Below are 21,822 nucleotides of genomic sequence, written 5' to 3'. Positions count from 1 at the left end.
CGTCAGGAGTTCCAATGCCCTCTTGTTCTAAGCAAGCCGCTTCCGCTTTTGGTTTGATCACGGGAAACGAGGGAATTGACCGAAGTCCGGACTGCGTTTTTCTTTGAACGCGTCGCGGCCTTCTTTTGCTTCGTCAGTTGTGTAGTACAATAACGTTGCATCTCCAGCTAGTTGTTGAATACCAGCTAGACCGTCTGTGTCTGCGTTGAATGCAGCTTTTAGGAAACGAAGTGCCATTGGGCTGTTTGCTAAAATTTCTTGTGCCCATTGTACTGTTTCTGCTTCAAGCTCTTCTAATGGTACTACAGTGTTTACTAAGCCCATATCAAGTGCTTCTTGTGCACTATATTGACGGCATAGGTACCAAATTTCGCGAGCTTTCTTGTGGCCTACCATACGAGCTAAGTAACCAGCTCCGTATCCACCGTCAAAGCTTCCTACTTTAGGACCTGTTTGTCCGAATACAGCGTTGTCTGCAGCGATTGTTAAGTCACATACGATATGAAGTACGTGTCCTCCACCGATTGCATAACCTGCTACCATTGCGATAACTGGTTTAGGAATTGCGCGAATTAGACGTTGTAAGTCTAATACGTTTAGACGTGGGATTTGGTCATCACCTACATATCCGCCATGACCGCGAACTTTTTGGTCGCCACCAGAACAGAATGCACGTCCACCTTCACCTGTTAAAATGATAACGCCAACATTTGCATCATCACGAGCTTGTGCAAAAGCGTCGATTAACTCCATTACCGTTTTTGGGCGGAATGCGTTATGTACTTCAGGACGGTTAATCGAAATCTTTGCGATACCATTGTATGTTGAATAAATAATATCTTCGTAATTGCCTTCTTTTACCCATTCAATAGCCATTACAACTACCTCCTTGTATATTTCTGATCTCCTCTATAAGTGTAACTTCATTCTTAACTGAAAAAAGCATCACTGCATAGTTTTTAGAAATCCCTTTACTATTGTATCAAACTTTTCCGGTTGTTCCACATGAATTGCATGGCCAGCACCATGAATTTTGACAAATTTCGCATCAGACACGCATTTTTCGATGTTTTTTAATATGCGAAAGAACTTTTCATCATGCTCTCCGTTCATTAAAAGAACAGATATTTTTAAGTTTTTCAGCTCATCCCACCATGAAGGCTGAGCCCCAGTTCCCATGCCGCGCAAGCTATTTGCGAGCCCTTTTGGATTGTTAGCAAGTCTTTCTTTTCGCACCGCTTCTTGTACATTTTTTGCTAAACGTTTTTGCGTTTCAAAAAGCGGAATATTTTCCCACATGGATACAAAACTTTCTATGCCTTCTCGCTCAATTTTATCGGCAAGTCGATCATCTTTTTCACGACGTTCTTTTCTATCTGCTTCGTTTTCGAGCCCAGCTGTACAATTTTCTAATAAAAGAGAATGTACATAATTTGGATATAGACATGCCATCGTAATCGCTAATCTACCGCCCATTGAATAGCCAAGTATATGTGCTTTTTCAATATGAAGGTAATCTAATAGTTCTTTCATTTGCAATGCCACATTTCGGATGTCATAATGCGCAACATCTTCAGGACTCTCGGTCTTTCCGTGTCCAACAAGATCCACTACAATAACTTGACACTGCTCACTCCATGAAAAGATAAAAGAACGCCACGTTTCCATGCTTCCCGTAAAACCATGAAGAAGTAGAAGTGGTTCCCCGCTTCCGACTACTTCATATTCATACGATACACCTTGCAGCGTTACTTTCATTTTGATTCACCTTGTAAAGATGTAGTAATTACGTCCATCGTTTTTGCCCATAATGTACGGTGCAATGTTAAGTTCTCATCACGATTCGTACAAATTTCCACAACGTGTAAACCTTCTGTCGTCGTTCCTTTTCGAACTTCTTCTCGGAATTGCTCCCAACCATTTACACGGCTAAATGAACCGCCGTACATTTTGACAACATGCTCATAATCAAGTCCAATTGGTGTTCCAAATAATGATTCAAAATGTTCCTTTTTCTCATACTGTGGTAAGAATGAGAAAATACCCCCACCATCATTATTTACAACGACAATTGTTATATTTAATTCATGTAATTTCGCTGCTAACAGTCCATTTAAATCGTGATAAAATGATAAATCACCAATTACTAATACAAGTGGGTCGCAAATAACGCTTGCTCCTAGAGCTGTCGAAATGATTCCATCAATACCATTTACACCACGGTTTGCCATCACATGGATGTTTTTATCCGATGTGAAGAAGAATGAGTCTGTATCACGAATTGGCATACTATTGCTCGCAAATAACGTTGCGTCTTCTGGTAATACGCGCACAATATCTGTAATAACCTTTCCTTCAAATGCAGTTTCATATGTTTCCATTTCACGAAGCGTTTCCTTCGTTTTTTCGTTTATATGTTGCCACATTAGGGACCAATCATTCTTTTTCATAACTGGCATTTTTTCTATTAATACCTTGCAGAATTCAATGTCACTTGCTTGCACAACTTCTGTCGCAACAAGAGCTGGATCTCTCCATTGTCCTGATTCATCGACAACGATATGAACTGCTTTTGTTTGTTTTTTTATGAACTGCGTTAATGATTTAGAAACAGGCATACCACCAAAGCGAATTAAAACGTCCGGTTTCCATGTTTCTTTTAACTTTTCATTTCGTAAAAATGTATCATAACAGTCAATTACCATCGTTTTATCGTGGTGTCCGCTACGAATATTAGAAAGTGGGTCTGCTAATATAGGATAGCCAGTTTTTTCAGCTAGTTGCGTTGCAAACTTTGCGATTTCTGCATGACTATCATCTCCACAAATAATAAGCCCCTTTTCCATATGTGAAAGGCGCCCTACAAGAGAATCTACATATTCACTCGGCATCACCGCGTTTCCTTGCTGAACTACTCCTGTATATTCACTACGTCCTTTATCCCATAAGCTTTCTAGTGAGAAATCAGGGATAAGTGGCTCGCGAACTGGAAAATTAAGATGAACAGGACCCTGCGGCGCTAAACAAGCATTTGCTACTATACGCTGCGTCGTCATACGAGCGTAATGATACATCGCTTCACTTGCTTCTGGCAGTGCCATCTCTGTAAATTGTTTCACAAAAGTACCGTATAAATTAAATTGATTCATTGCTTGTGGTGCACCCACATCTCTTAATTCATGCGGTCTATCCGCTGTTAAGACGATAAGTGGGACCCTTGAATGAAAAGCTTCACATACAGCTGGATAATAGTTCGCTGCTGCTGTTCCTGACGTACATAATAATGCTACTGGGCGTTTTTTTGCTTTCGCAATACCGAGCGCGAAAAATCCTGCTGATCTTTCATCTACATGTAAATATGTGTTCATTCCTTCGTGTTGTTCCATTAGTAAAGCAATCGGCGTTGACCGTGAGCCTGGACTAATGACAACATCACATACATCTAGACGCGTCAGTTCATCCACGAACGCGCCTAAATAATATGATAATGCTTCTATATGATTGTTCATTTCATTAATTCCTCCAAAGCACCAAGCATCGGTCTAAACTTCAAACTTGTTTCTTCATATTCAAGCTGTGGGACTGAATCAATTACAATACCACAACCGGCAAATAAGGATGCTTTCTCGCCGTTTAATAATCCGCAGCGCAGCGCAACCGCAAATTCACCATTTCCTTCATCATCTATCCAGCCAATCGGTGCACCATACAACCCTCTGTCTAACAATTCAACATCACGAATTAGTTTCATCGCTTCCAAACGAGGGGTCCCGCCAAGAGCTGGTGTTGGATGTAATTCTTCTACCATTGTTAAAAGACTCGCATCGCCTTTTGCTTCTACAGGCGTATATAAGTGAATTAAGTTTTTCGTTGTTAATAAACCTGGGCTTTCCGGAATATTAACGTATTCGCAATGTTCATTTAGTACCGAGCGGATCATGTTAACAACATACCCATGTTCAGCTAAATTCTTTTCATCATGAAGAAGCGCATTACTATTTCGCTTACTTTCTTCTATAGAATGACCATGACCGATTGAACCCGCAAGACACATCGATGTAAATTTCTCATCTTCTTTGCGAATTAATCTCTCAGGCGTCGCTCCTAAGAAGCATGCTCCTTTATAATCAAAAGAAAATACGTAACAATCCGGTTGACCAATACGAAGTGCTTCTAAAACAAGAGCAGAATCAATCGAATGATTCACCTCTACTTTTAGTTCCCTCGCCAATACAACCTTCTGCACGTTCCCCTGCTTCATCTCATTTTGTACTTTTTCAATTGCTTTCATCCAGCCTTTCGGATCCACTTCCACTTTAGAAATAACAGTCAATTTCGATCCGTTTAGCGCACATTTACTCTCTCCCAAAATTTTCTCTTCTAAAGAAATCATTTCGTTATAAAGAGTTTCTGCACAATCTGCTGCTGAAACAAATGTATTCATCGTTAACCATGCTTTTTCATTTTTTACAGTTAATAAAAATGCTGGTAGTGAAAATGTCGTATCTTTAAACTCTTTCCATAGGTCCGTTTTCTCTTTTTCTGGATCAAAGGAAAAACCACCAAATAAAAGCGGACCCGTTCCAAATTCATATTCATCTCTTTGGACAAATGCATTCTCTTTTACTTTCTCCCACTCGTCGCGAGCGGTTTGAAAGCGCTTATGAGAAGAATTTGCTATAGTGAAAACAGAGCCAATTCCTGCAAATATTACACGCTGAGCCGGATCTGCAAAATAACATCTATTTTCGAATGAAATCCTTTTTCCTGCTGCATAGAACAGAAGCGGATCCACCCAGTCTATTTGTTTTACAAAACTAACTAATGTTTTTTCGTTAGTTGCACGCTTGATGGCTGCAATAAGAACTTCTTGCAAGCCTTTTTGTTTCGTTTGAATCACAATTGTCTCCCCCCTATGGGCGAAAAATAGTCATAATTACGCTTGATTTTAAGATACACCTCAAACGAAAGGCCTGTCAACGTTTAGCATTTCTGAGAAATTCACCTTCTCTTCCTAGAAAATAAACGTTGACACTAAATGATGCTTTTTCTACACTTAGTTGTGTACAATATGTGACCAAAGGAGGATTCAACATGGAAATGAACGTCGAAACGAATTCCTCTCCTACGGCGCCAAAGCCAAGTAAGCAAACAGGCTGGCGCATCTGGTGGAGTTTACTACGTCCCCATACATTAACAGCAGCCTTCGTGCCTGTTTTCATCGGAACAGCATATTCGATGCAGGTCGGAGGTATAAATCAAATACATCTTCCTCTTTTCCTTATGATGCTTCTTGCTTGTCTTCTCATTCAAGCAGCAACAAACATGTTTAATGAATACTTTGATTATAAAAGAGGACTCGATCACGAAGGTTCAGTTGGTATCGGCGGCGCTATCGTTCGCGATGGCATTCAGCCAAAAACAGTGCTTAACTTAGCATTTGGATTTTTCGGCATCGCAATACTATTAGGTGTTTATATTTGTATGAATTCTAGCTGGTGGCTTGCTGCAATCGGTCTTGTTTGTATGGCCGTTGCTTACCTTTATACAGGTGGCCCACTTCCAATTGCATATACACCATTTGGAGAGTTGACAGCCGGATTATTTATGGGTGTCATTATTATTGGGATTTCATTCTTTATTCAAACTGGAACTGTAACATCAGAAGTCATTTTACTATCTATTCCAAGCTCCATTTTAATTGGTGCCATTTTACTAGCTAATAATATTCGCGACTTGGATGGCGATAAAAAAAACGGTCGTAAAACGTTAGCAATTCTCGTTGGACGCGAGCGAGCGGTTGGTGTACTTGCTTCGATGTTCATCGTTTCCTACATTTGGACAATTGCTTTAATTATCGTGGGCATCGTATCACCATGGATGCTTATCGTATTTTTAAGTGCGCCGAAAGCATTTAAAGCGACGAAAGGCTTTATCGGCAAAAGCATTCCAATAGAAATGGTACCTGCGATGATTGCAACAGCAAAAACAAATACAATCTTCGGTCTCCTCATGGGAATCGGATTATTACTTGGATACTTTCTATAAAAGGAGCTGCTAATGCGGCTCCTTTTTCATATACCAATTTCAGCTCATAATTCCTCCTCGCAACGCTCATACTATGTAAAGAAACTGAATTGTAGGAAGGTGGACGACTATGTTAACTCCACAACAAGTAGGTCAATTTAAATCCATTTTAGAAAAACAAAAACAAGAACTAGAGCAAACGATACAAACTCATGAAAATACAGACCGTGCTTCTGAACGTGATTCCGTTGGAGAATTATCTAGCTATGATAACCATCCAGCTGATATGGCTACAGAGCTATATGAACGGGAAAAAGACTTCGGGCTTATTGAACTTTGGCATAAACAGCTTGAGGACACGAAACACGCCCTACAAAAAATAGAAGCGGGTACGTACGGCATTTGCGAAGTGTCTGGCGAAGAGATTCCATTTGAAAGATTGGAAGCAATGCCGACTGCTACAACATGCATCCAGCACGCGACAAATAAGTTAAATATGAATACACGACCAGTTGAAGAAGAAGTGTTGTCTCCTTCTTTCCACAAGCATGATGAGGACAATTCTGTTGAGTACGATGCGGAAGATGCGTGGCAAGATGTCGCAAATTACGGAACATCTGAAACGCCGTCCGATTTAGAAAGACAAGATTCAAAAAACTATAATGGCATGTACGTAAATAGTGAAGAAAACGTAGGCTACGTGGAGGATTTTGAAAACTTTATCGGTACGGATATGTACGGGAAAAACCCACAAGTTTTCGCTACAGAAGAGCATGAAGAATATGAACAAATGCTTGATGATTTTGAAGAACGTACCTTCAAAGGTGAATTATCTTCAAATGAGTCGAGCTCCAAAGAATAAAAAAAAGCATTCCGAAAATCGGAATGCTTTTTATCGCTAGCTAATTAGTTTTTTGTAACGTTAGCAGCTTGTGGTCCACGGTTACCTTCAACGATTTCGAAAGAAACTTCTTGACCCTCTTCTAAAGTTTTGAATCCGTCACCTTGGATAGCTGAGAAGTGAACGAATACATCGTCTCCACCTTCAACTTCGATGAAACCGAAACCTTTTTCGCTGTTGAACCATTTAACTTTACCTGTTTGCATGTCATGTACCTCCTAAATAAAAATGAAACTATGAATCCACATGAAAAGGTGGATATAAAGGACATGAATGTATAACAAGCTTACAGCCTTTAATTCAACGTGCTTTATTTCCGTACCACATTATGTAGCTCAATAGTGATTTCACTATATCACGCTATATCCAAAACGTCAAATGAGAACACTTTCATTCCACCATTTTTTTATAATTTTAATATAATGTTGAATTTCCATATTCATATATTATCCCGCCATTTGCGGACAGCTTGATTGGCGGGAGCTGATAATCAGTTTTGGTTGGTTCCACTTTATTTGAAAATTAACAAAACTAAAGTATTCTAATCCTATTAAATTCTGTACAATATAAGTATCTATTACATACGAGGTGAAAAAAATGAGAGCACACGAAATCGAGTATAAGTTATATGGCGATGATATGCAGTTTGTTGAAATTGAGTTAGATCCAGAAGAGAGCGTAATCGCAGAAGCTGGTGCAATGATGATGATGGAAGATTACATAGAAATGGAAACAATCTTCGGTGATGGTTCTGGCCCATCTGGAGGTTTATTCGGAAAATTAATGGGGGCTGGTAAACGTCTCGTTACAGGCGAAAGTATGTTTATGACTGTATTTACAAATACAGGTCACGGCAAACGCCACGTCTCATTTGCTGCTCCTTATCCTGGTAAAATTATTCCTGTAGATTTAACAGAATATCAAGGAAAAGTAGTTTGTCAAAAAGATGCCTTTCTTTGTGCCGCAAAAGGTGTTTCTATCGGAATTGAATTTACGAAAAAAATAGGAACTGGTTTCTTCGGTGGTGAAGGTTTCATCATGCAGAAACTTGAAGGTGACGGCCTTGCTTTCATGCACGCAGGTGGAACTGTATATAAACGTGAATTAAAACCTGGTGAGAAACTTCGCATTGATACAGGTTGTCTCGTTGCTATGACAAAAGACATTAACTATGATGTCGAGTTCGTCGGTAAAGTAAAAACAGCTCTATTTGGCGGCGAGGGTTTATTCTTCGCAACATTAGAAGGTCCTGGAACAGTTTGGATTCAGTCCTTAACACTTAGCCGCTTAGCAGCACGCCTTACAAGCCCAGCAGCGCAAAGTACTGGCGAAGGTAGTGTATTAGGTGGACTTGGTCGTTTATTAGATGGGAAAGAGTAAACTGTACCCTTATGTAGGCATGGCCATCAACTAATAAAATAATAAAATTAAAACACCCTTGCTTGCAGTAATGCAGTGAAAGGGTGTTTTAATTTACGTCTACAAACGAGAAAAAGCAGTTAAAATAAAGTAATAAGGTTTACTTCAGGAAAATAAGGTATATTATATTTGTTGAATAGATTCTCTTTAGAAACAAGAAAAGTAGGTGAACAAAGTGGGAAAATATCAATTGGATTCCAAAAGTCAGGTAGCTGTGGCAAAGTTCCATGAAAAACAGAAACCTGCCAAATTTGATAAAAAGCAACAACTTGAAAAATTGCGTACGGAGTATTTGAAAAAGAAGCAAAAACAAACAGATAAATAATACGTTTTGTTTTTCAAATTTTTCTGTATATAGTGTAAACAAACACAAGAAAATAGGTAAGTTATTCATCGTTCAAATATATACAGACTATTTTTTCAAACCTCTTACAAGCCCAGCATTATAAAGTACTGGTGAAAGTAGTATATTAGGTGGCCTTGTTCACCTTTTAGATGGAAAAGAGTAAAAAATGCCTCCAATGTAAAAAAACATCGGAGGTATTTCTCTAAAGTTTATGACTATGGCACTTTATTTTTACTGCGGAGGGCTATACATACCATTTCGAATCATATAATACTCCATCGCTTCATTAAGCCATGCCTCTTCTTCTTCCGTGTAAGGAGATGGCATCATATTATTATATTGTTCTTCTACATTCTCTAATTTACCTAAAGAATATATTGTCTCTTCACCAACATACTTAAGAGTCGCCTTCATATGTTCATCAACCAATTTTTGCACTTCTGAATCCTCAATTTGTCTTCCAAATAACCTTTTCACTTCTTTTGCTAAACGCACAAACTCTTTATCAAGTGCTATGCCCTCTTCTTCCGACTTATTATATAATCCATCAGCCAAGTCTTTTGATACATATCCTTCAAGCCATAAACGTTGTTCGTTTTCTTTTTGAATGCTGTTAATTAGACTCATTAATATGTCACTATCCAACTCTTCATCTTCCTCAAGACATACCATTGTTCGTTCAAGCGCCTTTATCGAAGCTTCAATGTGTCTTCTCTTTTCTTCAAAGGCTTTTCTTTGTTGTTCCAACGTTTCTTTTAAATTTACATTCAAACTTGGCATTTTCAGCATAACGCGTATTTCTTCTAAACTATATCCTAATACTTTAAGACTCACTATTTTCTGTAGTTCTAATATATCTTTTCCTTTGTACACACGGTGACCAGAGCTAACATTCTTTTCAGGCTTAAGTAGTCCAATTTCATCGTAATATTGTAGTGTCCGTATTGATGTGCCTGTCCTCTTTGCAAACTCACCAATTGAACAGCCTTCCCTTTTGCTCATCTTACACTCCTCCTAACAATATGTTTACAAAAATCATACTCCCTCACGTAACTGTAGGTTCAAGCCTTTTTTCCAAAAGCATGAATCAAGTTCCTCACTGCATATATTAAACTATACTTTTTCTTAAGGAGGGCTTCCTTAATGCGTACTCCTTTATCCTTTGATAAAGACACTGCCATACTGTTAGCTTCTTGTTGTGAGTTAACGTATGAACAATATAAACAAAATGGCATTTTCGAAATACCAGATGGTTTTCAATATGTACAAGGGTTTCAAGGAAAGGCCATTCAAACAACAGAATGGTTCGGATTTATATTAGAATCTGAGGATACAATTATTGTTGCCTTCAGAGGCACTCAAACAGACCCCGATTGGATTATTGATTCTCTTGTCAATCAAAAACCTTATCCTTATGCTTTAAATGGCGGAAATGTCCATAACGGTTTTCTCTCTATTTATGAGTCTTGTCGTGATTCTATTATGGATATGCTCGTATCATTGCCAGCACATAAAAAACTGCTAGCTACTGGGCATAGCCTAGGTGGCGCGCTTGCCACATTACACATATTAGATGCACGTATAAATACTGCCTTCGCACAGTATGGACTTTATACATTCGCTTCTCCAAAAGTAGGAGATATCGCTTTTCGAAATTATTATAAACTACAAGTAGCTAGTAGCTTTCGTTTCGTCAACTTGTTCGATGTCGTCCCACTTCTCCCTCCCCGAAACATAAATTTTAATGATCATGATTGGGAGTATGCACACGTCCATCACAACATGACATTTACAAAAAACACAAAATCCATTACAAATAATCATTCCATTACAACATACAAAACATGTCTGACTTCTCATTTTTAACCAGTAAACAATTGGAAATAAAATATTCGTATACTATAATAATCTATGAAGTTATTTTTGGATGAGGGGACCTTACATGTTAAAATTTATCTTCGCATTTTTTCTCATTGTAATTTTTACGGTTACAGGTTTCTTTACATTTTCATACTTTGCGACAGGAGAGTATGATGGGGCAGGTATCATATATACCACTGTTCCATTTCTTTCTTAAGCAAAATAAATAAAACGAGCTTAATTTTATTAAGCTCGTTTTATTTATTAATATCCATTTTTGTTGGTAAATCGATAATATATCTCCCAATATAGCAACCTCTTTAAAACTGTTTAACTGCATTACCAATACCCCAAATTTCATTACTGTACTGCAAAATCGTTCGATCGCTCGCAAAATGACCAGACTGTGCAATATTTAAAATCGACATTTCTAGCCACTTCGTTCGGTTCTCATAAGCTCTACCGACAGCCTCTTGTCTTTCAGCATATGGACCAAAATCTCGCAGAACGAAATATTCATCGTTTTGAATAACGAGAGAATCGTAAATCGCTTCAAATTCAGCTCCCGATTGTGCAAAGAAACCATTTGTTAATTGATCAACTACTTTTTTAATGTGTCTATTGTGGTGATAATAATCACTTGCACGATAGCCACCATTTTGATAGTAATGAAGGACTTCTTCGGCCGTTAAACCGAAAATAAAACAGTTATCATCACCGACCCGGTCTTTTATTTCAACGTTAGCACCGTCTAGCGTTCCGAGTGTAATCGCACCATTCATCATAAATTTCATATTACCTGTTCCCGATGCTTCTTTACTCGCCGTTGAAATTTGTTCACTTACATCCGCCGCTGGGAATATATCTTCTGCTAAAGAAACTCGATAGTTTTCTAGAAAGATAACTTTCATATATTGACTGACATACGGGTCATTATTTACTTTTCTTGCGAGTTCATTTATTAATTTAATAATTTTTTTCGCGTAATAATAGCCAGGTGATGCTTTCGCTCCAAAAATAAAAGTACGCGGATAAAATGTAAAACTAGCATCCTCTTTCAAACGGTTATACAAATATAAAATATGAAGAACATTCAATAATTGTCGTTTATAAGCATGTAATCTTTTCACTTGCACATCAAAAATAGAATTTGGATCAATGGTAATCCCCATTGTATTATGAATACGCTCCGCTAAAATCTCTTTACGCTCTTGTTTTACCTCTGCAAATTTCTCTTGGAAACTCGCATCATATTGAACTAATTGTAGCTCTTGAAGCTTAATCGGTTCTTTCTTCCACTCTGTTCCAATCGCCTCTGAAATGAGATTTGTTAACTGTGGATTTGCTTTCATAAGCCAGCGCCTATGAGCAATTCCATTCGTCTTATTATTAAACTTATCTGGATAAAACTCATAAAATAATCGCATTTCCCGCTGTTTTAATATTTCCGTATGAATTTTCGCTACACCGTTTACGCTATGGCTACCGACAATCGCTAAATGAGCCATTTTCACAAGGTCATGTGCAATAATCGCCATTGCTTCAATACGATCCCACTCATACGGATACTGTTCCCACAGTTCATGACAGAAACGTTCATTAATCTCTTCAATAATCATATAAATTCTCGGTAATAACGGTTTAAAAATGTGAATTGGCCACTTTTCGAGCGCTTCTGATAACGTCGTATGATTCGTATAAGAAATCGTCTGCGTCGTTATGTGCCAAGCTTCTTCCCATGCTAACTTTTCTTCGTCTAGTAAAATACGCATCAGTTCCGGAATTGCTAAAACCGGATGTGTATCGTTAATGTGGATCGCAATTTTTTCATGTAGTTGACGAAGGTCACCATATCTTTCTCTATGCATTCGAACGATATTTTGCAAACTTGCTGATACGAGGAAATACTGTTGTTTTAAACGAAGTATTTTTCCCTCATCATGCGTATCATCTGGATATAAAAACTCCGATACAGCCTCTGTTTCACGCTTATATTTCAAAATATCTTTGCAGTTTTGCGGGAAAGGAACTGGTTCAGCATTCCAAAGTCTAAGTGTATTTACAGTACTCGTCTCATAGCCAACTACCGGCACATCATATGGCACGGCCATAATGACTTCTGCATTTGTATGCCTAAACTCTAAACGCCCGTCAATTTCTAGCGGTTCAACACTGCCGAAATAACTTACTTCTACAGCTTGATCATACCTTCTTACTTCCCATACGTTTTCATGAAGAAGCCACTGTTCTGGAAATTCAACTTGATAACCATCAACAATTTTCTGATCAAACAAACCATGTTTATAACGAATTCCACAGCCGTGTCCTGGTAAGTTTAAAGATGCGAGTGAATCGAGAAAACAGGCTGCTAAGCGTCCAAGCCCACCATTACCAAGGCCTGCATCTGCTTCCACTTCTTCTAACTCTTGTAACGAAATCCCTAGTTCAGATAACCCCTGCTCGCATACATCTCGAATACCTAAATTCAAGATGTTACTTCCAAGCAAACGTCCAAGCAAAAACTCAATAGACAAGTAATACATTTGCTTTTGCTCTCTGGATCGATAACTCTCGTTCGTTGCAATCCATTGACTATTCATATACTCACGTACCATATGGCCGAGCGTATTATATTGATCACGAGTTGTAGAATCTTTAAAACTTTTACCATACATCGTCTCTAACTTTTCTAGAAAAGTTGATTTAAAACTTTCAACATGAGTAAACATTTTTTCACCACCTACATGTTATTCCATGAGACTTTTATACAATTCCTTATAAGCAAGAGCCGATTGCTCCCAGCTATAATCTTCATTCATCGCTTGTTTTACAAGCTGCTCCCACACTGGTTTATCATGATAGAATTCAATTGCACGATGAATCGTATGCAGCATGTCATGTGCATTAAAATTCGTGAAACTGAAACCATTTCCTTCGCCTGTTTCTTCATCATAAGAATGTACCGTGTCGTTTAACCCACCTGTTTCTCTTACAATTGGAATTGTACCGTATGCTAATGCGATAAGTTGTCCAAGTCCACACGGTTCAAACAGCGATGGCATTAAAAACAAATCGCTTCCCGCATACACTTGGTGAGCTAATTCTTCATTAAATCCGATATAAACTTTTACCTTCTCCGGATACTCATATGCCATCCACTCAAAGAATTGCTCATATTCCGAATCACCTGAACCTAAAATAATACATTGTACATCTTCTTCCATTATTTCGCGGAATACAGTACGTACTAAATCAAGACCTTTTTGCTTCGTTAATCTCGTTACCATTGAAATAATTGGTGTATCCTCTTTTTCTGGCAAACCAAAATAACGCTGCAAGGCGCGTTTATTTTCACTCTTTTCATATAATGACTCTGCATCATACTGGGCCTTAATATACGAATCCGTTTCTGGATTATATACGCTCGTATCAATACCATTTACAATGCCGCTAAGCTTATCATTATATTTTCGCAGTAATCCATCTAACTTCTCACCGAAAAATTCATATTGAATTTCTTCCTTATACGTCGGGCTCACCGCTGTAATTTGATCCGAAGCAATAATACCGCCTTTCATAAAGTTTACGTTTCCATAAAACTCTAGCTGCTCACTATGAAAATATTCATCACCAAGCTCTAACAAGTCGTACATCACTTCAGGAGGAAATACTCCTTGGAACTGCAAGTTATGAATCGTATATACCGTTTTAATACGCTCATATAACGGGTTATCTTGATACTTTTCACGAAGTAAGAAATTAACCATAGCCGTATGCCAATCGTGGCTATGAAGAACATCCACTTCAAAATCAAGGTACGGAATACACTCTAACACCGCTTTTGAGAAATAAGAAAAACGCTCTCCGTCATCATAATGACCATACAGAGAATCTCTCTTAAAATAATATTCATTATCTATTAAGTAATACGTAATTCCGTCTTGCTCACCTTTTAAAATTCCACAATATTGATTTCTCCACCCAAGAGGGACGTTAATTACTTTATGTAACGTACATCCATCTCTTAACTTTTGCGGAATGAGACTATAATTCGGAAGTATAATACGAACGTCCACTCCTAATTTTTTTAGCTCTTTTGGGAGCGCACCCGCTACATCAGCTAATCCTCCCGATTTCACAAACGGTACACATTCTGATACTGCAAATAAAATATTCACTTGTTGTCCCACTGCGCGAAAAGTTTTTATTACTCCTCTTGCAGCTTCCTCCCTTCGAGTTTTCATTTAAATTAAAACTTTAATCAGTGGAGGAAAAAGCCCCCACTGATTCTTTAGGAATAACTATTAATCGTACTGTTTTGTACGCTTCCTTTTTCTACAACATACGGCTCATCGGCGCTTCCTTTTAATACGACACCGTCGCCAATTTTCACGTCTTTATCAATAATAACACCGTCTATTATACAGTTATCTCCAATTTGACTCTTTTGCATAATAATACTGTTACGAATAATTGAACCTTTTCCAATTTTAACCGAACGGGAAACAACACTGTTTTCGACTTCCCCTTCAATAATACTGCCATTTGCAATCATTGTATTTTTCACGACTGCACCCTTTAAATAACGAGTTGGTGGCTCATCTTTTACTTTCGTAAAGATCGGTGCTTCTTTCTTAAATAATTGCTTCCAAATAGCAGGTTGCAAAATTTCTAAGCTATGTTTATAGTAACTTTCAATCGAGTCAATAATTGCTACATATCCAGTATGTTCATATGTAGCAATGTGTAATGATTTCCCGCGCTTTTCTCTCACTACATCAAATAAACTGTATTGTTCCACACCTTTATATGACTCAAATAAGTCTAACAATAATTGTTTCTTTAACACGTATGTTTGAAGCGAAACCCCTTCATGGCAAACTTCTGTAATATCAGCTGCCGTATGTATATGTCGCTCTAACACCGCTTGAAAATTTAATGCTGTTACGAGATGGCTATTCGTAATAACAACGTACTCTTCTCTGCTTCTTAGAAAATAATCAATATGTCTTCTAAAGTGTGCAAAAGACCCAAATTCATCTTGGTCACATTGGCAGTTTGGCGGGAATAAAAATAGTCCGTCTCGTTTTCTATCTAAATCCCACTGTTTTCCTGAACCAACATGGTCCATTAACGAACGATTTTTATGGCTTGTAAAAACTGCCACACTATGAATACTAGAATTCACCATATTTGAAAGCATGAAATCAATGAGTCGATAACGGCCCCCAAACGGTAACGCCGCTAGTGAACGATGCCCTGTTACTTTCTTTAAGGAAGGAAAACTTCCCGTTGCATTAATAATTCCTAACATTTTTTCTCCCATTCATTTCATCCCCCTTTTCTATTTCCCTTCAGCAATTAATACTACATCGTCAACATTCTTTTCTGGACGAATGATTGTTCCATCTTCGATAACCATTTCTGATCCAACAATCGCTCTTTCAATCACAACATTTTTACCAATCTTAGCCCCTGGCATAACGACAGAATCAATCACCATACTTCCTTCTTCCACCGTCACTCCTTGGAATAACACAGAATGCTTCACGTCCCCTTCAATGACGCATCCTTCGTTAATAAGCGATTCTTCTACTTTCGCCTTTTCAGCAATATATTGAGGCGGTTCGTTTGGATTGACAGAGTAAATACGCCAATTACGATCGTTTAAATTCAGTGATGTTTCATCGCGAAGCAAATCCATATTCGCTTCCCATAAGCTCTTCACCGTTCCAACATCTTTCCAATATCCTTCAAACGGATACGCCATTAACTTCTTCCCTTCATCCAATAAAAGCGGAAGTACATCTTTTCCGAAATCGTTACTAGATTCAGGGTTTCTTGCATCCATCTCTAAATACTCTTTCAAAATTGACCAATTAAAAATATAGATTCCCATTGATGCAAGATTACTTCTTGGAAATTGTGGTTTCTCTTCAAACTCAACAATCTCCATTTCTTCATTTGTATTCATAATGCCAAAGCGACTCGCTTCATCCCAAGGTACTTCAATAACAGAAATGGATACGTCCGATTCTTTCTCAATATGGTAATCTAGCATCTTACTGTAATCCATTTTATAAATATGGTCGCCTGATAAAATAAGAACATACTCTGGTTCATATTGACTTAAATAGTTTAAGTTTTGATAAATGGCACTTGCCGTACCTGTGTACCACTTCACACCTGAAGACTCCGCATAAGGAGGTAATACTGTGACTCCACCGCTTACTCGGTCTAAATCCCACGCATTGCCGATTCCGATATAATTATGAAGTTCTAGTGGTTGATATTGCGTTAAAATCCCAACCGTTTCAATACCAGAATTTGCGCAGTTACTTAGCGTAAAATCAATAATGCGATATTTACCACCAAATGGAACAGCTGGCTTGGCTAAATTTTTTGTTAATGCACTTAATCGACTACCTTTTCCCCCTGCTAGTAACATTGCTACGCACTTTTGTTTTTGAGCCATCTTGTTTTTTGCTCCCCTTTCTCGTCTTCACTGGTCGTAATATGGATACGCCAAATGGTGGAATTGTAATCTCTACATGTGCTGCTTGATTATGGTACGGTTCTAGAATCGTCTTAAGACGTTTCTTATTCACTTGCCCCGAACCGCCATATTGCTGTGCATCACTGTTTAAAATCTCGTTATAATACTCGAAATCTGGTACACCTACTTTATAGTTTTCATATGTAGCTTTCGTAAAATTACATACGATAACTAACGCATCCTCTTGTTTATCCCCTTGGCGGATAAACGAGAAAATACTTTGCTCGTTATTATTAGCATCAATCCACTGAAAACCTTCAGGCGAATGATCAAGCTGCCAAAGTGGTTTTGAGCGCTTATACAATGCTATGAGCTCTTTAAAGTAATCATGCATATAACGATGCATTTCAAAATCATGTAAATTCCAATCTAAATCTTCAAGGTCTTTCCACTCATCAAACTGTCCAAATTCCCCTCCCATGAAAAGTAATTTCTTTCCTGGGTGAGTAAAGAAATATCCATATAATAAACGAAGCTGAGCAAACTTATCCCAGTAATCACCTGGCATTTTATTTAATAACGACTTTTTCCCATGAACGACTTCATCATGAGAAAGCGGTAATATGAAGTTTTCAGAGTACGCATATAGCAAAGAAAACGTCATTTTCTCATGAATGTGTTTCCTATATTCAGGCGCACACTCCATATATTTCAGCACGTCATTCATCCAGCCCATGTTCCATTTGTAATTGAATCCAAGCCCACCTTCATACGTTGGAGTTGTTACAAGTGGCCAAGCTGTTGAATCTTCTGCCGTCATAAGAAAATCTTCATCCTCTGCAAACACTGCTTCATTTAACTCTCTTAAAAATGAAACAGCATGCTCATTACTTTGCTCTTGTCCTTCTTTATTCCAGTACAACATGTTCGCAACTGCATCTACTCTGAAACCATCAATATGGAAATATCTCATCCAAAATAACGCATTTGAAATTAAGAAATTACGTACCTCTCTCTTTCCTAAATCAAAATTGACAGTTCCCCATACTGGATTTTCTTGTACATCTTTATCTTTATATTCATAGGTCGGTGTGCCATCAAACAAATATAAACCGTGAGCATCTTTACAAAAATGCCCCGGCACCCAATCTAAAATGACACCGATTCCATATTTATGACATTCGTCGACAAAATACATTAAATCATGCGGTGTACCAAATCTACTCGTCGCTGCATAATATCCCGTTCCTTGATATCCCCAAGAACGATCATATGGATGCTCAACAAGCGGCATAATTTCAATATGTGTAAATTGATGTTCCACCACATATGGAATGAGTTCTTCTACCATTTCCCTGTAAGAATACAGTGTTCCATCTTCTTTCTTTTTCCAAGAACCAAAATGCAATTCATAAACTGTCATCGCTTCTTTATAAATCGATTTTTTCTTTTTCTTACGAGTCCAGTTTTTATCATTCCATTCATATCCCTTTATATCAAAAACTACAGATGCCGTATTCGGTCTTACTTCTGCATATACAGCATACGGATCTGCCTTTAAAATGACGTCACCAGCCAACGTTTCAATCGCATATTTATATATTTCTCCTTCTTCAATATGCGGTATAAACAAGGACCAAATGCCTTCTTCTGTCACTTGTAGCATTTTATGTTGCTCATAATCCCACTCATTAAAATCTCCAACAACACTCATTGCTTTCGCATGAGGAGCCCACACTGTAAATCGTACCCCTTGAATCTCATCTTCCGTCACAACATGTGCGCCAAAGATGTTATAACTTTCATAGTACTTTTCTGTATGAAACTCATCTCGTTTCACTTCTTCACAATTTATTACACTCAATATGCTCACCTCACTTAGATGACAGAATTTTTTATACTTTAACTATTTCTGCGAAAAACTGCAATATCCTTGTTAATTTATAAAAAACATTCGTTTTTTTCTTAAAAATGTTAGTTTTCCTTCACATTTCCGTGTAAAATATCGAATTTTGACGAATATTCATTGAAAACGCTTTATTTCCCACTAATCTTTCATCTTCATATTTATTTCTCAACCTCTATTTTATTAGCTTTTTCCTCTTTTTCACGTTATTTCCTACTTGAAATCATAGAAAAATAATCTGTCATAAAAAATATTTCTCAACATTTTTACAACAATTTTATTGAAATGCGAAATTCATAAGTAGACATTTTTGTTCTCAATAAAGCATACTAAAATAATTTGTTCTACCCTATTTATATCCAAAATGAAAATGTGATAAAAAATTAAATTAAAGTAGGTTCTTATGCCAGTAAAACAAAAATTAGAAATGGAAATTGGCACGGCAACGCTCAGTTTATCACTTACATTCGGTGGTTTATTTGCTTATTTCAGTGATTCCGAAACACCGAGTAACTCATTTCAAGCTGTCTAATAACAAAATTAGATACTGAAAGCTACTTGGTCAATATTATTATGCAAAACATGACGAAAACCTTGCAGGTGATAAAGATATTCGTTTCGTCGAAAAGAACTTCTTGAAAAAAAGGTTCGGATGTATCTAAATCACAAACAGCTGCTGAAAAATCAAAAAGCGGTACACTGGCAGATATTTTAAAGAAATTAGGATTAATGCCTAAAAAATAATAAAGTGAAACTTTAATCAATTGAGGTTTTACTGCCCGGCAAATAGCGGAATAATAAAGAGCACTCTACGTAAAATAGAGTGCTCTTTTTCTATAAACGACCCTTATCCAGCAAAAGGGGTATATTGGGGATATACAAGGGAAACCGGAAAAGGAATTTATATTAAATTATATAAGTTCAGAGGTAAGAAGCAGTTTCCCACCTCTGAACTATTTAGCAATTATTATAGTACTGGTGCCATTGTTTCTTTTAATACTTTTACAGAATGAGCGAACTTCGCTTTTTCATCTTCATTTAGCTCAAGTTCTACGATTTCACGTACACCTTCGCGGTTAATTACAGCTGGAACACCTACGTAAGCATCTTTCTCGCCGTATTGACCTTCAAGGTATGCAGATACAGTTAATACGCTGTTCTCGTTATTTAAGATTGCTTTAGTTACACGAAGTAGTGACATACCGATTCCGTAGTAAGTTGCACCTTTACGCTCGATGATATGGTAAGCTGCATCACGTACGTTTTCGAAGATTTTTTCTAAGTCTTCTTGTTTGTACTGTTCGTTGTTAGCTAAGATTGTTTCTAATTTTTGTACACCGATAGTAGCGTGGCTCCATACTGGAAGTTCAGTGTCACCGTGTTCACCAACGATGTAAGCATGAACGTTACGTGGATCTACATCTAAGTAGTCACCTAACATGTAACGGAAACGAGCAGAGTCTAAAGTAGTACCAGAACCGATTACGCGCTCTTTCGGTAAACCAGATTCTTTCCAAGTTACGTAGGTTAAAATATCAACTGGGTTAGTTGCGATTAAGAAGATTCCATCGAATCCGCTATCCATAATGCCTCGAACGATTTGTTTAAAGATCTTTGTATTTTTCTCAACTAAGTCTAAACGAGTTTCACCTGGCTTTTGTGGTAACCCAGCAGTGATAACAACTAAATCTGCATCTTTACAATCTGCATAGCTACCGCTCCAAACTTTTGTTGGTGATGGAGAGAATGGTACCGCATGGCTTAAGTCCATTGCTTCCCCTTCTGCTTTTGCTTCATTAACATCTACTAATACGAATTCTTCAGCTACACCTTGGTTGATCATTGAGTAAGCATAACTACAACCTACAGCTCCTGTTCCTACTAATACTACACGATTGATACCTTTTTTCATGGTAATTTCCCCTCTCTATTGTTCACATATATTTTTTTATGATTGTTTAAGTAATTAATTAAAATACTAATTTAATGTTGTTTAACTTCTTTACATTCATATTGTAGCACGTATTATTGTGAATTACTTCACAAATTATGACCTATTTGTGAACTTTTTCACATAGAGTGTAAAGTTATTGGAATAGGTGTGGAATCCATTTCAATGGAGGCGTTTTCTTTAGATTGTGAAAGGGATTTTCTTGTGGTTTTTGTCGGTAAGTGAAATTATATCAGCGATTTTTAGAATATATCGACCGTAACTCCAAATATATCAGCGATTATTAAAATTTATCGATCGTAACTCAAATTATATCAGCGATTTTTGCAATATATCGACTTACCGACAAAACTCGACAATACTGACAACATAAAAAAGCTGTCTTCAGTAGATCACAGCTATTGAGAGAAAGCAACTTCTTCTATATATTATTTATTTTCCACAGTAGCTCCCAGATGCATTTTCATCGGTTTCTCCAAGTGTAGGAGGCTACAGCCATACAGCTGGGGTAAAAGTTCAAGTTGAAGTTAATTCCTTCATATTCATACAGGTCCAAATAATTAACATGATTGTATTTACGGCTCTCTATGTACCCAACTGCAACAGCGAATACTTCATATTTATACAACAAAAAAGAGATAGCAGATTATGCTATCTCTTTTAGTATGACCCGTACGGGATTCGAACCCGTGTTACCGCCGTGAAAGGGCGGTGTCTTAACCACTTGACCAACGGGCCAGTTCTGGCAGAGAAGAAGGGATTCGAACCCTCGCACCGCGTTCGCGATCTACTCCCTTAGCAGGGGAGCCCCTTGAGCCACTTGGGTACTTCTCTATAAATATGGCTCCGCAGGTAGGACTCGAACCTACGACCGATCGGTTAACAGCCGATAGCTCTACCACTGAGCTACTGCGGA

18 protein-coding genes, 3 tRNA genes and 2 pseudogenes are annotated in these 21,822 nt (G+C 37.7%); 8 read left to right on the top strand and 15 right to left on the bottom strand.

All coding sequences use genetic code 11. From position 1 onward, the window contains the following. Window positions 1–57 precede the first annotated feature (57 nt). From menB to ACS2QP_RS14225, 4 genes are all read right to left on the bottom strand, one after another. Window positions 58–876 carry a 1,4-dihydroxy-2-naphthoyl-CoA synthase gene (gene menB, locus ACS2QP_RS14240; protein ID WP_000963885.1) on the bottom strand — a complete coding sequence of 273 codons (819 nt, stop codon included), beginning with the start codon at window positions 874–876 and terminating at the stop codon, window positions 58–60. Window positions 877–945: 69 nt separating this feature from the next. Beyond that, on the bottom strand, window positions 946–1,758 hold the full coding sequence (gene menH, locus ACS2QP_RS14235; protein ID WP_438882535.1) for a 2-succinyl-6-hydroxy-2,4-cyclohexadiene-1-carboxylate synthase: 813 nt from the start codon (window positions 1,756–1,758) through the stop codon (window positions 946–948). Further along, the gene (gene menD, locus ACS2QP_RS14230; RefSeq protein ID WP_438882534.1) at window positions 1,755–3,509 is read right to left on the bottom strand and encodes a 2-succinyl-5-enolpyruvyl-6-hydroxy-3-cyclohexene-1-carboxylic-acid synthase; all 1,755 of its coding nucleotides are present in this window, start codon (window positions 3,507–3,509) and stop codon (window positions 1,755–1,757) included. Before menD ends, menH begins: the two co-directional genes overlap by 4 nt. Continuing rightward, on the bottom strand, window positions 3,506–4,900 hold the full coding sequence (locus ACS2QP_RS14225; protein ID WP_332283828.1) for an isochorismate synthase: 1,395 nt from the start codon (window positions 4,898–4,900) through the stop codon (window positions 3,506–3,508). Before ACS2QP_RS14225 ends, menD begins: the two co-directional genes overlap by 4 nt. 194 nt (window positions 4,901–5,094) lie before the next feature. On the opposite strand from ACS2QP_RS14225, the gene ACS2QP_RS14220 reads away from it, so the two are divergent. After that, a complete protein-coding gene (locus ACS2QP_RS14220; RefSeq protein ID WP_438882533.1) occupies window positions 5,095–6,048 on the top strand; it encodes a 1,4-dihydroxy-2-naphthoate polyprenyltransferase in 954 nt (317 codons plus the stop codon). A gap of 109 nt (window positions 6,049–6,157) precedes the next feature. Beyond that, window positions 6,158–6,889: a yteA family sporulation protein gene (locus tag ACS2QP_RS14215; RefSeq protein WP_063537866.1), complete on the top strand. Its 732-nt coding sequence runs from the start codon at window positions 6,158–6,160 to the stop codon at window positions 6,887–6,889. A gap of 44 nt (window positions 6,890–6,933) precedes the next feature. Here ACS2QP_RS14215 and cspD read toward each other — a convergent pair whose 3' ends face one another. Then, complete coding sequence (gene cspD, locus ACS2QP_RS14210; RefSeq protein ID WP_001193054.1) at window positions 6,934–7,134, bottom strand: cold-shock protein CspD; 201 nt, start codon at window positions 7,132–7,134, stop codon at window positions 6,934–6,936. 391 nt (window positions 7,135–7,525) lie between these two features. On the opposite strand from cspD, the gene ACS2QP_RS14205 reads away from it, so the two are divergent. Both ACS2QP_RS14205 and ACS2QP_RS14200 read left to right on the top strand, forming a co-directional pair. Beyond that, complete coding sequence (locus tag ACS2QP_RS14205; RefSeq protein ID WP_001201257.1) at window positions 7,526–8,308, top strand: TIGR00266 family protein; 783 nt, start codon at window positions 7,526–7,528, stop codon at window positions 8,306–8,308. Between the two features lie 214 nt (window positions 8,309–8,522). Further along, entirely contained in the window at window positions 8,523–8,672 is a 150-nt protein-coding gene (locus tag ACS2QP_RS14200) for a hypothetical protein (protein ID WP_000521639.1), read from the top strand. Window positions 8,673–8,924: 252 nt separating this feature from the next. Here the strand turns inward: ACS2QP_RS14200 and ACS2QP_RS14195 are convergent, their stop codons facing one another. Then, complete coding sequence (locus tag ACS2QP_RS14195) at window positions 8,925–9,695, bottom strand: MerR family transcriptional regulator (protein WP_153581632.1); 771 nt, start codon at window positions 9,693–9,695, stop codon at window positions 8,925–8,927. Window positions 9,696–9,836: 141 nt separating this feature from the next. Here ACS2QP_RS14195 and ACS2QP_RS14190 point away from each other — a divergent pair, with 141 nt between their 5' ends. Together ACS2QP_RS14190 and ACS2QP_RS14185 are read left to right on the top strand one after the other, a co-directional pair. Beyond that, entirely contained in the window at window positions 9,837–10,559 is a 723-nt protein-coding gene (locus tag ACS2QP_RS14190; RefSeq protein WP_001260111.1) for a lipase family protein, read from the top strand. 76 nt (window positions 10,560–10,635) lie between these two features. Beyond that, window positions 10,636–10,770, top strand: a complete 135-nt coding sequence (locus ACS2QP_RS14185; RefSeq protein ID WP_000911065.1) for a hypothetical protein — start codon at window positions 10,636–10,638, stop codon at window positions 10,768–10,770. Window positions 10,771–10,873: 103 nt separating this feature from the next. Here ACS2QP_RS14185 and glgP read toward each other — a convergent pair whose 3' ends face one another. The 5 genes from glgP to glgB form a co-directional block, all read right to left on the bottom strand. After that, a complete protein-coding gene (glgP, locus tag ACS2QP_RS14180) occupies window positions 10,874–13,282 on the bottom strand; it encodes a glycogen phosphorylase (protein WP_153581631.1) in 2,409 nt (802 codons plus the stop codon). 18 nt (window positions 13,283–13,300) lie between these two features. Next, complete coding sequence (glgA, locus tag ACS2QP_RS14175; protein WP_438882568.1) at window positions 13,301–14,731, bottom strand: glycogen synthase GlgA; 1,431 nt, start codon at window positions 14,729–14,731, stop codon at window positions 13,301–13,303. Between the two features lie 113 nt (window positions 14,732–14,844). Next, the gene (glgD, locus tag ACS2QP_RS14170; RefSeq protein ID WP_000504168.1) at window positions 14,845–15,879 is read right to left on the bottom strand and encodes a glucose-1-phosphate adenylyltransferase subunit GlgD; all 1,035 of its coding nucleotides are present in this window, start codon (window positions 15,877–15,879) and stop codon (window positions 14,845–14,847) included. 18 nt (window positions 15,880–15,897) lie between these two features. Then, window positions 15,898–17,028: a glucose-1-phosphate adenylyltransferase gene (gene glgC, locus ACS2QP_RS14165; protein WP_000057619.1), complete on the bottom strand. Its 1,131-nt coding sequence runs from the start codon at window positions 17,026–17,028 to the stop codon at window positions 15,898–15,900. Then, a complete protein-coding gene (glgB, locus tag ACS2QP_RS14160) occupies window positions 16,976–18,913 on the bottom strand; it encodes a 1,4-alpha-glucan branching protein GlgB (RefSeq protein ID WP_000111405.1) in 1,938 nt (645 codons plus the stop codon). The genes glgC and glgB overlap by 53 nt, the downstream gene beginning before the upstream one ends. Before the next feature lie 445 nt (window positions 18,914–19,358). On the opposite strand from glgB, the pseudogene ACS2QP_RS14155 reads away from it, so the two are divergent. Together ACS2QP_RS14155 and ACS2QP_RS14150 are read left to right on the top strand one after the other, a co-directional pair. Then, window positions 19,359–19,481 (top strand): annotated as a pseudogene (locus ACS2QP_RS14155) (TasA family protein); the annotation flags it as partial. Window positions 19,482–19,506: 25 nt separating this feature from the next. Continuing rightward, window positions 19,507–19,699 (top strand): annotated as a pseudogene (locus tag ACS2QP_RS14150) (dockerin type I domain-containing protein); the annotation flags it as partial. A 223-nt stretch (window positions 19,700–19,922) separates the two neighbouring features. Here the strand turns inward: ACS2QP_RS14150 and ACS2QP_RS14145 are convergent. The 4 genes from ACS2QP_RS14145 to ACS2QP_RS14130 all read right to left on the bottom strand — a co-directional run bounded on the left by ACS2QP_RS14145 (window position 19,923) and on the right by ACS2QP_RS14130 (window position 21,822). Beyond that, window positions 19,923–20,867: an L-lactate dehydrogenase gene (locus tag ACS2QP_RS14145; RefSeq protein WP_437252704.1), complete on the bottom strand. Its 945-nt coding sequence runs from the start codon at window positions 20,865–20,867 to the stop codon at window positions 19,923–19,925. 705 nt (window positions 20,868–21,572) lie between these two features. Further along, window positions 21,573–21,644, bottom strand: a tRNA-Glu gene (locus ACS2QP_RS14140). Window positions 21,645–21,649: 5 nt separating this feature from the next. Next, window positions 21,650–21,740 (bottom strand) — tRNA-Ser (locus tag ACS2QP_RS14135). 7 nt (window positions 21,741–21,747) lie between these two features. Beyond that, window positions 21,748–21,822 (bottom strand) — tRNA-Asn (locus ACS2QP_RS14130).

Origin of the sequence: Bacillus cereus group sp. Bce019 (assembly GCF_051781745.1) — a bacterium.
GTDB classification, from domain to species: domain Bacteria; phylum Bacillota; class Bacilli; order Bacillales; family Bacillaceae_G; genus Bacillus_A; species Bacillus_A cereus.
The sequence above is the reverse complement of the archived record's forward strand: the minus strand, read 5'-3'. Positions and strand labels throughout refer to the sequence as shown.